Here is a 14,373-nt window from a genome sequence, read left to right on the forward strand (position 1 = left end):
ACCATTTTTTTAACCACCGCTGGAAGCGACGCGGAAGGGAACACCAACGGACCCCACCGTGGGTGTTACCCGGGGGGGGGGGGGGGGAAAACACCGGGCAGCTGTCCCGGCCCAGTCCGGAATTGTTGCCCCGTCGCCCTGTCCCGCGGGGCCGAACGCCGGGATCATGGCCTGAACGCAAAGCCCAGGAGGCTGATCGAGTGACTGTTACCCCGACACCCCTCGACGTCGGCACCGGTACGGTGCTGTCGCTGCGAGGGGTCTCCAAGCGTTTCGGCGCGGTGCAGGCTCTGAAGAACATCGAGTTGGACGTCCGGGCCGGTGAAGTACTGGCGCTGGTCGGTGACAACGGCGCCGGTAAGTCGACGCTGGTGAAGGCGATCGCGGGGGTCTACACCGCCGACGACGGGACCATGGTGTTCGACGGCCGGGAGGTCCGGGTCGGCAGTCCGGCCGAGGCGCAGCAGCTCGGGATCGCCACCGTGTTCCAGGACCTCGCGCTGTGCGACAACCTGGACGTGGTCGCGAACCTCTACCTGGGCCGCGAGCTCCGCCGGGGCCGGGTGCTCGACGAGGTCGAGATGGAACGGTCGTCCTGGGAGCTGCTCCGCCAGCTGTCCGCCAAGATCCCCTCGGTCCGGATCCCGGTCGCCAGCCTGTCCGGCGGCCAGCGGCAGACCGTCGCGATCGCGCGCAGCCTGCTCGGCCAGCCCAAGGTCGTGATGCTGGACGAACCGACCGCGGCCCTCGGCGTAGCTCAGACCGCCGAGGTCCTCAACCTGGTCGAGCGGCTGCGCGAACGCGGTCTGGCCGTGATCCTGATCAGCCACAACATGGCCGACGTGATGGCGGTCGCCGACCGCGTCGCCGTCCTCCGCCTCGGCCGCAACAACGGCGTCTTCATGGTGAGTGACACCAAGACGCAGGACATCATCGCCGCCATCACCGGCGCGACCGACAACGCCGTTTCCGAGCGCGCCGCGCGCCGGACCCGGGAGGAGGGCCCCGCATCATGAGCCTGCACGGATCCGGCACCCGCCCTCAGGACACCCCGCGCCCCGACTCCACCGACCCGGCGGCCGCGAACGGAACAACGCCGGGTACGCCGGCCAACGGCGACACCGGTACGACGGACGCCGCACAACTACCCGCCGACCTCCAGGACGAGCGACTCATCGCCGGTCACGGGATCAGCGGCGCGGTCGCGGCGTTCACCTCCAGGCTCCGCTCCGGCGACCTCGGCTCGGTGCCGGTGGTGGTCGGCCTGATCATCATCTGGGCGGTCTTCCAGATCGCGAACAGCTCGTTCCTGTCCAGCCGCAACCTGGTCAACCTGACCCTGCAGACCACCTCGGTCGGAGTGATTGCCCTCGGCATCGTTCTGGTCCTGCTGCTGGGCGAGATCGACCTGTCCGTCGGCTCGGTCAGCGGTCTGTCCGCCGCCGTCCTCGGCGTGACGTTCGTCAACCAGGGCTGGCCGTTGCTGCTGTCGCTGCTGGCCGGCGTCGCCATCGGCCTGGTGATCGGACTGTTCTACGGCGCTCTGTACACACGCTTCGGCGTCCCGAGTTTCGTGATTACGCTCGCTGGTCTGCTCGGGTTCCTCGGGCTCCAGCTACTGGTGCTCGGCAAGGAGGGTTCACTCAACCTTCCGTACGACTCCGCGCTCGTCGGGTTCGCCACTCGCAGCTTCCTCTCCCCCGCCCTGGCCTACGGGCTGATCGCCGTTGTCGTGGCGGCGTACGTGCTGACCCGGCTGGGCGCCCGCGGCGCGCGGGCGAGTGCCGGACTGTCGGCAGCGCCGAACTCGGTGATCGCGATCAAGGCCGGCGCGCTCGCTGTGGTGCTGCTGATCCCGGTGCTGATCCTGAACGGCGATCGCGGTGTGTCGTCGATGTTCCTGCTCTTCCTCGCGCTGGTCGTAGGCACGGATCTCGCCGTCCGGCGGACCCGGTGGGGGCGCTCGGTGATGGCGGTCGGCGGCAACGTCGAGGCGGCCCGCCGAGCCGGTATCAACGTGCGGATGATCTACCTGTCCGTTTTCGCGGCCTGCTCGACCTTCGCCGCGGTCGGCGGTCTGCTCGCCGCGGCCCGCCTGGTCGCCGTGAACCAGAGCAGCGGCGGCACCGACACCAACCTGAACGCGATCGCGGCCGCCGTGATCGGTGGCACGAGCCTGTTCGGCGGCCGGGGTTCGGCGTACTCCGCACTCCTCGGAGCCCTCGTGATCATGTCGATCTCGAACGGGCTGGCGCTGCTCAGCCTCAACTCGAGCGTGCGCTACATGGTCACCGCAGGCGTTCTCCTGATCGCCGTCACCATCGACTCGCTCAGCCGCCGCAGCCGCCAAGCGCACGGCCGCGCGTAACAAGCCGGCGGGCTCCTTCCTGACCCTGACCAGACGGGAGCCCGCCGTTCCACCTAGCCCGCGGGGGCCTGGTAGCGATGGCAGGATGTGCGCCATGGCACCATCCAGGAATCCCATCAGGGCAGCGGTCACCAGCGAGAACCAGTCGGTCACGACGCTGGAGTTGTTCTTCGATCTGGTCTTCGTGTTCGCGTTGACCCAGATCACCGCTTTGATGGCCCACGACCTCAGCTGGCACGGCGTTCTGCGCGGAGTGCTGCTGGTCGGACTGCTCTGGTGGAGCTGGATCGGTTTCGCCTGGCTGTGCAACATCGTCAAGGCCGACGAGGGCTCGGTGCGGGTCGTGCTGCTGCTGGCGATGGCGGCGATGTTCGTGATCGCCCTCGCGATTCCGGAGGCGTTCCACGACCTGCCCGGTGGCTTACCGGGACCCGTGGTCATCGCCGGTGCGTACTTCGTCTTCCGGGCACTGCATCTGGTCCTGTTCTGGCTGGTCGCGGACGGAGACCCGGTGCTTCGCCGGACCCTGATCCGGTTCGCGCCGTCGATGCTCGCAGGTACGGCGTTGCTCCTGATCGCCTCGCAGTACCACGGGAGAACGCAGACGTTGCTGTGGGCGGCCGCACTCGCGGCGGACTACGGCGGCACCTACCTGATCGACGCGCGGGGCTGGCGCTTCCGCTCGGCCGCGCACTTCGCCGAGCGGCACGGGCTGATCATCATCATCGCGCTCGGCGAGTCGATCGTGGCGATCGGCGTCGGGGTGACCGACCTGCCGATCTCGTGGCCGATCCTGCTCGCGTCGCTGCTCGGCCTGGCGGTCTCGACCGCGCTGTGGTGGATCTACTTCGACGCGACCGTGCGGTACGGCGAACGCGCGCTGGAGGCCGAACCACTGGAGACCCGCCCGAAGCTGGCCCGGGACGCGTACACATTCCTGCACCTGCCGATGGTGGCCGGCATCGTGCTGCTCGCGCTCGGACTGAAGAAGGTCCTCGAGTACGTCGGTGACGTCGAGCATCACCACCTCGACGACCCGCTGAAGGGTGTCGGTCTGGCCGCGCTGTTCTTCGGGGTCGCGCTCTACCTGCTCGGCCACGTGGGCTTCAAGCGGCGGACGGTGCACCAGTGGAGCGTCTCCCGGCTGATCACGGCCGCGCTCACGCTGATCGCCGTACCGCTGCTGGCCAAGGTGCCCGCGCTCGGGCAACTCGCCGTACTCACGGCGCTGCTGGCCGGCCTGGTCGCCTTCGAATCGGTCCGGTTCGCCCAGGAGCGCGAGGAACTGAAGCACGGCGAACAGCACTCATGAGAAAAGGCCCCCGGATCACCGGGGGACCTTCTCCACAAGGTGTTTCAGGCCGAGACCTCGGCGGTCAGGTCGACCTTCGGCTCCGCGAAGTGGCAGGCGGCCGTGTGGCCGGCGCCGGACTGCGGCTTGATCTCCAGCAGCGGCTCCTGCGTGGAGCAGATGTCCTCCGCCTTCCAGCAGCGGGTCCGGAACCGGCAGCCGCTCGGCGGGTCGATCGGCGAGGGTACGTCGCCGACCAGCCGGATCCGCTCCTTCGGCGGGACACCACGGATGGTGCCCAGGTCCGGAGCGGCGGACAGCAGCGCCTGCGTGTACGGGTGCTGCGGTGCGTTGTAGATCTGGTCCCGCGGGCCCTGCTCGACGATCTTGCCCAGGTACATGACCGCGACTTCGTCACAGAAGTGCCGGACGACGCCGAGGTCGTGGGCGATGAAGACGAACGCGATGCCCAGGTCGCGGCGCAGGTCCTCCAGCAGGTTCATCACCTGGGCCTGGATGGACACGTCCAGTGCGGACACCGGCTCGTCCGCGATGATCACCTCGGGCTCCACCGCGAGCGCCCGGGCGATGCCGATGCGCTGGCGCTGACCGCCGGAGAACTCGTTCGGGTAGCGGTTGTGGTGCTCGGGGTTCAGGCCGACCCGCTCCAGCAACTCCTGGACCCGCTCGACCTCCTTGCCCCTCTTGACCAGGTTGTGCACGCGCAGCGGCGTACTGATGATGTTGCTGACCGTCTGCCGCGGGTTCAGCGAGCTGTAGGGGTCCTGGAAGACGATCTGCAGCTCCCGGCGGAACGGGCGCAGGTCCTTCTCCTTCAGCTGGGCGATGTCGGTGCCCTTGAACAGGATCTGCCCCGACGTCGGGGTCAGCAGCCGGGTGATCATCCGTCCGGTGGTCGACTTGCCACAGCCGGACTCGCCGACCAGGCCCAGGCTGGCGCCCGCCTTCAGGTCGAAGCTCACGCCGTCGACGGCCTGGACGACCTTCTTGGTCCGGGACAGACCCGCCGCTTCCTTGATCGGGAAGTGCATCTTCAGGTCCCGGATCTGCAGCAGCGGGGTGCCCGCAGCGCCGGACGCCGGAACGCCGTCGACCTTGCGCTCTGGTTCGCGCACTGTGTCGCTCATCTTTCTCCTCAGCCCCTGTCAGCTCAGTCTCGGCAGGACCTCGGCCGTGTAGATCGCGGCCTTGTCGTGCAGATGACAACGGGACGTGTGGGCACCGGCGCCGTCGACCGGCATCAGCTCCGGCAGTTCGGTCGTGCAGCGCTCGCCCTTCACCCGGTCCACGTACGGACAGCGCGGGTTGAAGGAGCAACCGCTCGGCAGGGCCAGCAGGCTCGGCGGCAGGCCCTTGATCGGACGCAGCCGCTCACTCGCCGCCGACACCGTCGGGATCGACTCGAGCAGACCCCACGTGTAGGGCATCCGCGGGTTGGCCAGCACGTCCTCGGCGGTGCCGTACTCGACACAGCGGCCGCCGTACATCACCAGGACGTCGTCGGCCATCTCGGCCACCACGCCCAGGTCGTGCGTGATCATCACGATCGCGGAGCCGAACTCCTTCTGCAGGTTGTTCAGCAGGTCCAGGATCTGCGCCTGCACGGTCACGTCCAGCGCGGTGGTCGGCTCGTCGGCGATCACCAGCTTCGGGTCGTTGACCAGGCTCATCGCGATCATCGCGCGCTGCCGCATACCGCCGGAGAACTCGTGCGGGTACTGCGCGAACCGGCGCGGCGGGTTCGGGATGCCGACCAGGTCGAGCATCTCCAGGGCCCGCTTCTTGGCGGCCTCCTTGGACACCTTGTGGTGCACCCGGTAGGCCTCGACGATCTGGTTGCCGACCGTGTAGAGCGGGTGCAGCGAGGACTGCGGGTCCTGGAACACCATCGCCATCGCGTCGCCGCGGACCTTCATCAGGTCGCTCTCCGGCAACCCGACGATCTCGTCACCGCCGAGCCGGATCGACCCGGTGATCCGGGTGCGCTTGCGGTCGTGCAGGCCCATCACGGCCATGCTGGACACCGACTTGCCGGAACCGGACTCGCCGACGATCGCCAGCGTCCGGCCCAGCGGGACCGAATAACTCAACCCGTTCACGGCGCTGACCACGCCGTCCGCGGTCGGGAACTTGACCGTCAGGTCCTCGACCACCAGGTACGGCGTCTCGCCACTCGGGTTGATCACACCTTGGCGGCGCTCACGGGTCGCGATCGAAGGACCACGCTTCGCCGCGGCCGCCGTCTCCGGCTGGCCGGCTGCACTCTCGACCATGGTGTCCTTCCGGTCTTCTGGGGCGGGTGTGCTCACGTAAGCCTCACCCGCGGGTCGATCACGCTGTACACGATATCGACGACCAGGTTGGCCGCAACCAGGAACACCGAGGCCACCAGCACGGTCCCCATGATCACCGGCAGGTCGTAGTTGTTCAGGCTCTCGAGTACCAGGTTGCCCAAGCCCGGCAGGTCGAAGATCCGCTCGGTGAAGATCGCACCGGCGAGCATGCCGGCGACATCCAGACCGAAGATCGTGATGACAGGGATGAGTCCCGCGCGGAGAGCGTGCTTGTAGGTGACCTTCCGGTCCGACAGGCCCTTGGCCCGCGCGGTCCGGATGAAGTCCTCGTTGAGCGTCTCGACCATCGAGCCTCGCGAGTACCGCACGTACTGCGTCGTGTTGACCAGGCCGAGACACAGCCACGGCGTCAGCAACCCGACGAACCACTTGGCGGGATCGTCGAAGAACGGCGTCCAGCTACCGCGTGGCAGCACCGAGTAGAAGATGGTGAGGTAGAGCGCGACCATCAGCGCGACGATGTAGTACGGGATCGAACTGATCACCAGCGACGTGGTCACCAACCCCCGGTCGCCGGTCGTCCCTCGTCGTTTCGCGGCCATCGAACCTATCGCGACGCCGACCGGCAGCATGATGGCCGCGGCACCGGCGACCAGCGAGACCGTCACTGGTACGCGCTGAGCCAGCATCTGCAGGACGGGGCGGTCGTTCTTGAAGGAGAAGCCCAGGCACGGTGCGGGGCAGTCCCGCTCGGCCCCGGCGGTCACGTAGGTCCGGCCGGCGACGATGCCCTTCATGTAGTCGGCGAACTGGGTCACCTTCGGCTTGTCCAGGTTCAGGTTCTTCTTGATTTCCTCGTACCGCTCCTGGGGACAGTTGCGCTGCCCACAGATCGCGCCCGCGGGGTCGGTGGGCGCGACGAAGAACAGCGCGAACGTCGCGACGAGGGTGACGAGCACGACGGACAGGGCGCTCACGATGCGACGCGCCAGGAAGTGCAACACGGGGTTCTCCTCACCGATCGCTGGCGGTGGCCGGACCGATTACCGGTCCGGCCACCTACCTGCGATCAGAACGGACGCCTCACGGCTGTCCGGTCACTGGTACCGATCAGGGCTGCTTCAGGAACAGCGAGGTGAATTCGGGCATGCCCTGTGTCGGGTCGTTGATCGCGTTGCCGATGTTGGTACCGACCAGGAAGGCCGACCGCGACTGGTACTGCGGAAGAGCCGGCAGGTAGTCCTGCATGATCTTCTTGTCCAGGCCGATCCAGGACTTCTGCTTCAGGGCCTCGTTCGGGTCCATGTTCGAGATCTTGTCGATCTCCGCGTCCAGCGCCTTGTCCTCGAGCTGGCCGACGCTGTTGCCCAGGGCGATCGCGTCGGAGCGGAAGAGGACCGGGGCCCAGGACGAACCGCTCGGCCAGTCGGAGCACCAACCGGTCGGGGCCTTCAGCATGTTGACCGGAGCGTTCTGGTCACCGGTCACGGTGCGGATCTGAGCCTTCGGCACGCCGATGGCCTTGACCTTGAAGCCGGCGGCTTCCAGCTTCTGCTGGCGAACCTGGCTGCGCTGCGTCGCGATCTTGTCGTCGTTGGAGTAGTACCAGGACAACTCGAAGCCGACCGCGTTGGCGTCCGTCAGCATCTGCTTGGCCTTGACGGGGTCACCGTCACCCTTGCCGTTCAGGCCCGGGATCTCGTAGTTCTCCCAGCCCGGAACCGACGGCGACATGTACGTCGAGGTCGCCGGCTCGGCCAGCGAGGTCCAGCCCGCGACCTTGCGCTCGGTGTCGAACGGGTACGCCGCCGCGACGGCCTTGCGGACCGGCAACGGGATCTTCCGGGTGTCCATCGGGACCATCCGGTTACACGGCGTCTCGCCCTGGATGAGCTGAGACTTGTTCTGGTCGGTCAGCTCGGGCACCAGCGTCGAGTCGATGTTGCTGTAGGTCAGCGCGCTCGCGTCCGGGCCGGAGCTGGCCAGGATCTGCCGCTGGATCTTCAGGGTGTCCAGACCGAACTTGAAGTCGTAACCGTCCAGGTACTGGTGGCGCACCGCGTCGGTGGCCGGGTCCCAGCTCGGGTTCTTGACCAGCTTGAGCTCGGTGCCGGGGTTGTACGAGTCGACCATGTACGGGCCGGTCGACAGCGGCTTCTGCTCGTAGTTCTGCTTGGTGTCCTTCGCCTTCGGGATCGGCGTGAACATCGTGAACGCCGCGAAGAACGGCATGTCCGGGAACGGCTTGGCCAGGTGGATGACCAGGGTGCTGTCGTCCGGAGTCTCGACGCCCGCGTAGGCGTCGCCGCCGGCGGCGTACGGGCCCTTGTACTTGTCGCCGTCCTTGAAGAACTGGATCTGGTACGCGGGTCCGGCGTCGTACAGGTCGTGAGCGAAGGAGCGCTTGATCGAGTACGCGAAGTCCTCGGCCTTGACCGGGGTGCCGTCGGAGTACTTGATGCCCTGCTTCAGCTTGAAGGTCCAGGTCAGCTTGTCGTCCGACACCTTGCCGAGGTCCTCGGCCAGGTCGGGCACCAGGACGGGCTTGTGGTCCGGTCCGTCGAGCCGGTACTGGGTCAGCGCCCGGAAGTACAGCTTCTCGATCTGGAAACCGTCGACATAGTAGGTGTTCGTCGGGTCGAAGGTGTCCGGAGTGACGTCCGACAGGATCGTCGCCGTTCCGCCCTTCTTGAACCCGTCGACATCGGGCGCCGGGCCCTTGGCCGCCTCGTCGGTCACCTTCTCCTGGGTCGAGTTGGCCGGCCCGTTCGACTCACTCGAGGTACCGCTGTTCGAGGACGGGCTGCCACAGGCAACGGCGGCCAGCATGACCGTCGCCGCTACTGCGGTGATCCGTTTCCACTGCATGGTCGGGTTTCTCCTTTTCTGCCGCTGGGGCAATCGCCGTACTACCGGCGAGTCTTGGGGTCGAAGGCGTCCCGGATGGCGTCGCCGAGGAGGGCGAGCGCGAGCACCAGGATGGTGATCGCCGCAACCGGAAGCCACAGATACAACGGGTCGGCCTTGAACCAGTTCGTCGCGCTGGCGATCGTCTGGCCCCACGAGGGCCGGGGCTCGATCAAGCCGACGCCGAGGAAGGACAGTCCCGCTTCCGCGGTCACGTACGCCGGCAGCGCGAGGGAGGCCGAGATGACGATCGGGGCCACCAGGTTCGGCAGCAGTTCCTTGAACAGGATCCGCCGGGTCGAGACACCGATCGCCTTGGCGGCCAGGACGAACTCACGCTCGCGCAGCGACAGCACTTCGCCGCGGATGATGCGTGCCAGTCCGGCCCAGCCGAAGAACGACAGGACGAAGATCAGCACGTAGAACCTGGTACTGGCCTGTTCCTCGGGCGTCAGGTTGAAGGACCCGCCGCGCCAGGACTCGACGATCGGCACCATCGCGATGGCGAAGAGCAGGTACGGCAGGCTCAGCACGAAGTCGATGAACCAGGAGATCACCCGGTCGACCCAGCCGCCGAGGAAGCCGGCCAGCAGGCCCATCACGACACCGACCGTGGTGCCGAAAATGGTGGCCACGAACGCGACGATCAGCGACGGCCGGGCACCGAAGACCCAGCGGGCGAAGTTGTCCCGGCCGGTCTTCGGCTCCACACCGAACCAGTGGTCGGGCGTGATGCCGATGACCGGGAAGCCGAACTCGTCGACCAGCTCCGGGTGGAACGTCTGAACGTCGCCGCCCTCGAGCTTGGCCAGCAGCGGCGCGAAGATCGCGATCAGCACGAAGAACAGCACGATGCACACGCAGATCACGGCGACCTTGTCCTTGCGGAGCCGGTCGACCGCGATCCGGGTCGGAGACTTGCCGTGCGCCACGGTCGCCGCACGTACCGGTTCCGCCGACGCCGGGTGGTCCTCGATCCCTACGGTCGAGTCGGGTGACCCAATACTCATTCGCGCTCCGTCGCCTCTGTCAGCCGGATTTCGGTCCGTGGATCCGGCACCTATCGGGTGGATATCGTGCCGAAGCATCGCTCTGTGGCGGGCGGCCGTCAAATCCCCTTGACAGGCCGGTCCCCCACAACCGCGGGCTAGCCTGCCTGACACTGTGACACCAAACCAGCGGTGCCCGGCACGAGTGCACAAATCGTTACCGGAACAGGTACCGGAACGGAACATTTACGCCGATCCGTCACCCTGTGCAGTCATTCCTACGCAAAACGCGTCGGCACAGTCCAGCCAGCGGCCATTTTGTGCCAACTTATGACAGAGCGTAAGGAAACCTGGCAACGGGTAACGGTCACGCTTCGTAACGGTGTTCCGGCTCCTCCGGCCCGCGGGACCCCAACCCCAGCAGCTTCGACTGCCGGTCCAGCTCGGACCTCTGGGCCTTGCGGGGATCGGATCGGACGGCCTCGTCGAGAATGCGGCGAGCCTCGCCCGGCCGGCCGGCCGCGAACGCCGACCGGGCCTGTCCGACGGCGTTCATGCCCTCTCCCCAGTCGTCCGGCCGCTGGGCGAAGATGTCCGCCGCACGACGCAGCAAGGCATCGGCCGGCTCCAGCTCATCGGCCGCGATCAGCGCCAGTGCCTCGATGTTGTCCACATGGGCACCTCCCAGCTCGTCGCCGATCCGCTCGACGATCTCCCGGGCCGCGCCGATCACACCGGTCAGTTCCGCGAGGTGCGCGGCACCCAGATCGGCATCGCCGAGGAGCGACTCCCCGAGCATCACCAGGCGGATCGCGTGCAACCGGCTCCCCGGCTCGGTCTGGGCACAGATCTCCCGCCGGATCGCCTGTGCCTCGGACATCCGGCCGAGACTGTGGAGCGCCGAGCTTCGCTGATCCAGGGCGTTCAGCCTCGTCGATTCCGCTTCCGGGCTCGATTCGGCCAGCGCGAGCATCTGTTCCGCGACGTCCAGCTTGCGACCGAAGTCGCCTTGAGCGCCCGCGGCCCAGGCCACCTGATTGAGCGCGCGGACCCGCAGGACGACATCCCCGGCGCGCTCTGCCGAGTTCAGGCAGCGCTCCGCCAGCTGAGTCAGCTCGTCGGCCGACAGTCCACCGCTCTGGGCGTACGCCGCGAACAGCCCGCGGTTCAGCTCGGCTTCCAGGTCGACGTCCCCGGAGGCGGCGGTGGCGTCCCGTGTGGTCTGCAAGATGTACTGGCGGGCCTCGCGGTGATCTCGGACCGCCAGGAACCCGTGCAGTCGCACGCCCAGGAGGCCGGCCATCCGGGGCCACCTCCGCACGCCGAGGTCGACGGCGGCCTGCAGCACCGGCAGCTCGATGTCGAACCAGCCGGCGCCGGCGCCGGCCGCCTCCACCGTCGCGTGCAGGAGTTGCTCATCCCCAGAATCGAACTCCACCCTGGTGGTGACCGCGTGATCGACCTGTGCGTCGGCGATGTGGACCAAGCGCAGGACAGTCTCCAGGTAGCGCTGCTCGAGCCGCGTTACTTGTGCCGCTTCGGTGTTGCTCAGCAGTTCGACACTGAGGGCTCGGACCAGGCCGTGGAGTCCGTAGCGGGGTGGAGTGAGGCGGCGGGGCTGGACGAGGCCGAGAGAGACGAGGGTGTCGAAGACGGCGGTCGCGGCGGGCTCGGTCAGCCCTAGCAGCGGGGCCGCGACCCAGGGTGCGAACTCGTCCGCACCGACCAGAGCCAGGCGGGCGAACAGCTGCCGGGCTTGCGTCGTGGCGACGCTCAGCGTGAGGTCCAGGCTGGCCCGGACGGCTCGGTCACCGGCGACCAGGTAGTCCAGCCGCTGTGACTCGTCGGCCAGCGTCTTGACCACGTCGGCGACGTCTTCGCGGATCAAGGCCAGCCGGGCGCCGACGATGCGCAAGGCCAGCGGCAGCCCGGCGCAGTGCGGTACGACGTCGGTCACATGGTCGGCGCCGAGGCCTGACAACGCACCCAGCAGCTCAGCGCTCGTTGCGTCGGACAGCGGCGTGAGCTCGCGATGAGTAGCGTCTTCGAGGCCGAGCATCGGCTGTCGTGAGGTGACGATCACGCCACAGCCACCGCCGGCCGGGAGCAGTGGACGAAGCTGCCCGGCATCGAGGGCGTCGTCGAACACGAGTAGCACCCGCTTGTCGGCCAGCCGGCTCCGCAGCAACGCGGATCGAGCCTCCACCGCATCGGGGATCTCGCCACCGTCCACTCCGAGAGACCGCAGCAACTGGCCGAGGATCGTGCGTGCCGCTGTCGCCTGCCCGTCCACGTCCTGCAGCCGCGCGAACAGTTGCCCGTCCGGATACGAGTCCGCCAGCTGATGGCCCAACCGCACGGCTGCCGCTGACTTCCCCGTCCCGGCAGCGCCGTACAGACAAACAGCAGCCGGTACGCCGGGCAGCACGGCTCCGACCAGGACACCGGACAGCTCCCGCAGTACGTCGTCCCGCCCGACGAGCAGGCCGATATCCGCGGGAAGCTCACGCGGGACCTGTGATCCCGTCGGCAGCTCGAGCGCCGGGTCCTGCCGGAGGATCGCAACCTGGAGGTCCCGTACCTCGGTCCCCGGCTCGACACCGAGCTCTTCGTCGAGATGCCGGACCAGCTCGGCATGCACGGCCAGAGCGTCGGCCTGACGACCGGACCGGTACAACGCGAGCATCGAGGCCGCGGCGAACGACTCCCGCGTCGGCTGTGCCGCGGTCAGCTCGGCGAGTGCGGGCAGCAACTCCTGGTGGTGCCCGAGTGCAAGCTCAGTAGCCAGCCGAAGCTCCTCGGCCGCCCACCGCGCCTCTTCCAGTCCCCGGCACAATCGCCGCCGTACGTCCTCAGTAGTGACGTCTGCGAGAGCCGGGCCACGCCAGAGGGCCAAAGCGTCCGTCAGCAGCTTGCTGCGCTGTTCCAGGTCGTCGTGCCGACGGGCTTGCTCTACAAGCGATCTGAACTGCTCGATGTCGGTGGTGCCCAGAGGTGTCTGGATCGCGTAGCCCTCGCGCCCGCTGGTGAGCTCGACGTCGAGGACAGTGCGCAGCCGAGAGATGTAGACCTGCAGAGCACGCCGTGGGTTGGCGGGCATCGCCTCTGGCCAGAGCAGCTCGATCAACCGCTCTGCGGGCACCGCCTTGGCGGGCTCCAGCAGCAGCACCGCGAGGAGCAGCCGCTCCTGCCGGCGCTTCAGTCCGATCCGCTCGCCCTCGGACCAGATCTGGACCGGACCGAGCAGTCGGAACTCCATCGGGTCAGCATAAGGCTGTCCCGATGGCGGATGGTAAGCGCGCGGTAACAGCCCCGGTCCAGGATGCGAGCCTCACCGACGGAAGGGGACCGCCATGGCTCGGGCCTGGGACTGGGGCTGATCCGATCAGCTCTCCCGTACGTGCACGGTGACGAAGGGCGGCTTGACCACGTCGAACAGCTCCTGCCGTCCGCGGATGTCGACGGTCACCTGGTCGCCCTCCTTCACCGTCGCGTCGAGCAGTGCCAGCGCGATGCCCTTCTTCAGCGTCGGTGAGAAGGTGCCGGACGTCACCTCGCCGAGTGCGGTGCCGGACTGGTCGAGGACGGTCATGTGCGGCCGCGGGATGCCACGTCCGGCGGCCCGCAGACCTCGCAGGATCCGGGCCGGTCCCCGTTCCTTCTCGGCTCGCAGCGCCTCGTCACCCCAGAAGTGCTCCTTCTTCCAGCCCACAGCCCATCCGGACCGCGCCTGCACCGGAGTGATGTCCGGAGTGATGTCCTGACCGTGCAGCGGGTAGCCCATCTCGGTCCGCAGCGTGTCCCGCGCTCCCAGTCCGGCCGGGACGATGCCGTGCGGCGCACCGGCTTCCAGCAGCGCGTCGAACACCCCGACGGCGGCAGCGTTCGGTACGACGAGCTCGTATCCGCGCTCGCCCGTGTACCCGGTCCGGCACACCACTACCGGCGTACCCGCGAAGTCGGCTACCGCAAAGGACATGTAGTCGTGTCCGGTCGGCAGACCGATCGCGGCCACCACGTCGTCGCTGTTCGTCCCCTGCACCGCGAGGATCGCGTAGTCGTCGTGGGTGTTGGTCACCACGACGCCTTCGGGTGCGTCGGCCTGCAGCAGCCGGACCACCTCGGCGGTGTTGGCCGCGTTCGGGATCAGGAACACATCGTCGTCGGCATGCAGGTAGGCGATCAGGTCGTCGACCACTCCGCCGCGCTCGTTGCAGCACAGTGTGTACTGCGCCTGCCCCGGAGCGATCTTGCCGAGATCGTTGGTCAGGCACGCGTTCACGTACGCCGCGGCGCCCGGACCCTTGACGGTCGCCTTGCCCAGGTGACTCACGTCGAAGACACCGACCGACGTACGGACCGCGGTGTGCTCGGCCACGACACCGCCGTACTCCAGCGGCATCTCCCAGCCACCGAACTCGGCGAACTTCGCGCCGAGGGCGACATGACGCTCGTGCAGCGGGGACTTCTTCAACTCCGACGACTCGGTCATGGAGGGGAAAC

At 67.8% G+C, this 14,373-nt stretch carries 10 protein-coding genes; 3 read left to right on the forward strand and 7 right to left on the reverse strand.

What is annotated here, in order from left to right; translation table 11 throughout:
• Positions 1-200: 200 nt before the first annotated feature.
• The 3 genes from ACZ3HV_RS36070 (at position 201) to ACZ3HV_RS36080 (ending at position 3,680) form a co-directional block, all read left to right on the forward strand.
• On the forward strand, positions 201-1,016 hold the full coding sequence (locus ACZ3HV_RS36070) for an ATP-binding cassette domain-containing protein (RefSeq protein ID WP_465691153.1): 816 nt from the start codon (positions 201-203) through the stop codon (positions 1,014-1,016).
• Positions 1,013-2,368 (forward strand): sugar ABC transporter permease, encoded by a 1,356-nt coding sequence (locus ACZ3HV_RS36075; protein ID WP_465691155.1) that lies wholly within the window; start codon positions 1,013-1,015, stop codon positions 2,366-2,368. The genes ACZ3HV_RS36070 and ACZ3HV_RS36075 overlap by 4 nt, the downstream gene beginning before the upstream one ends.
• A 94-nt stretch (positions 2,369-2,462) precedes the next feature.
• The gene (locus tag ACZ3HV_RS36080) at positions 2,463-3,680 is read left to right on the forward strand and encodes a low temperature requirement protein A (protein ID WP_465691157.1); all 1,218 of its coding nucleotides are present in this window, start codon (positions 2,463-2,465) and stop codon (positions 3,678-3,680) included.
• A 44-nt stretch (positions 3,681-3,724) separates the two neighbouring features.
• On the opposite strand, the gene ACZ3HV_RS36085 is transcribed toward ACZ3HV_RS36080, so the two are convergent.
• From ACZ3HV_RS36085 to gcvT, 7 genes are all read right to left on the reverse strand, one after another.
• A complete protein-coding gene (locus ACZ3HV_RS36085; RefSeq protein WP_465691159.1) occupies positions 3,725-4,807 on the reverse strand; it encodes an ABC transporter ATP-binding protein in 1,083 nt (360 codons plus the stop codon).
• 18 nt (positions 4,808-4,825) lie between these two features.
• On the reverse strand, positions 4,826-5,953 hold the full coding sequence (locus ACZ3HV_RS36090; protein WP_465691161.1) for an ABC transporter ATP-binding protein: 1,128 nt from the start codon (positions 5,951-5,953) through the stop codon (positions 4,826-4,828).
• Positions 5,954-5,985: 32 nt separating this feature from the next.
• Positions 5,986-6,978, reverse strand: coding sequence for an ABC transporter permease (locus ACZ3HV_RS36095; protein ID WP_360362092.1), 993 nt, complete (start codon positions 6,976-6,978; stop codon positions 5,986-5,988).
• Positions 6,979-7,084: 106 nt separating this feature from the next.
• Positions 7,085-8,842, reverse strand: coding sequence for an ABC transporter substrate-binding protein (locus tag ACZ3HV_RS36100; RefSeq protein WP_465691163.1), 1,758 nt, complete (start codon positions 8,840-8,842; stop codon positions 7,085-7,087).
• A 41-nt stretch (positions 8,843-8,883) separates the two neighbouring features.
• Positions 8,884-9,891 (reverse strand): ABC transporter permease, encoded by a 1,008-nt coding sequence (locus tag ACZ3HV_RS36105; protein WP_465691165.1) that lies wholly within the window; start codon positions 9,889-9,891, stop codon positions 8,884-8,886.
• A 346-nt stretch (positions 9,892-10,237) separates the two neighbouring features.
• Entirely contained in the window at positions 10,238-13,129 is a 2,892-nt protein-coding gene (locus ACZ3HV_RS36110) for an AfsR/SARP family transcriptional regulator (RefSeq protein WP_465691167.1), read from the reverse strand.
• A 126-nt stretch (positions 13,130-13,255) separates the two neighbouring features.
• On the reverse strand, positions 13,256-14,362 hold the full coding sequence (gcvT, locus tag ACZ3HV_RS36115; RefSeq protein WP_465691168.1) for a glycine cleavage system aminomethyltransferase GcvT: 1,107 nt from the start codon (positions 14,360-14,362) through the stop codon (positions 13,256-13,258).
• Positions 14,363-14,373 lie beyond the last annotated feature (11 nt).

This window comes from Kribbella sp. NPDC020701, from assembly GCF_055562215.1.

Coding starts and splice junctions, on each gene's coding strand:
- ACZ3HV_RS36075 (WP_465691155.1), top strand. CDS start 1,013: ATGAGCCTGCACGGATCCGGCACCCGCCCTCAGGACACCCCGCGCCCC.
- ACZ3HV_RS36080 (WP_465691157.1), top strand. CDS start 2,463: ATGGCACCATCCAGGAATCCCATCAGGGCAGCGGTCACCAGCGAGAAC.
- ACZ3HV_RS36085 (WP_465691159.1), bottom strand. CDS start 4,807: ATGAGCGACACAGTGCGCGAACCAGAGCGCAAGGTCGACGGCGTTCCG.
- ACZ3HV_RS36090 (WP_465691161.1), bottom strand. CDS start 5,953: ATGGTCGAGAGTGCAGCCGGCCAGCCGGAGACGGCGGCCGCGGCGAAG.
- ACZ3HV_RS36100 (WP_465691163.1), bottom strand. CDS start 8,842: ATGCAGTGGAAACGGATCACCGCAGTAGCGGCGACGGTCATGCTGGCC.
- ACZ3HV_RS36105 (WP_465691165.1), bottom strand. CDS start 9,891: ATGAGTATTGGGTCACCCGACTCGACCGTAGGGATCGAGGACCACCCG.
- ACZ3HV_RS36110 (WP_465691167.1), bottom strand. CDS start 13,129: ATGGAGTTCCGACTGCTCGGTCCGGTCCAGATCTGGTCCGAGGGCGAG.
- gcvT (WP_465691168.1), bottom strand. CDS start 14,362: ATGACCGAGTCGTCGGAGTTGAAGAAGTCCCCGCTGCACGAGCGTCAT.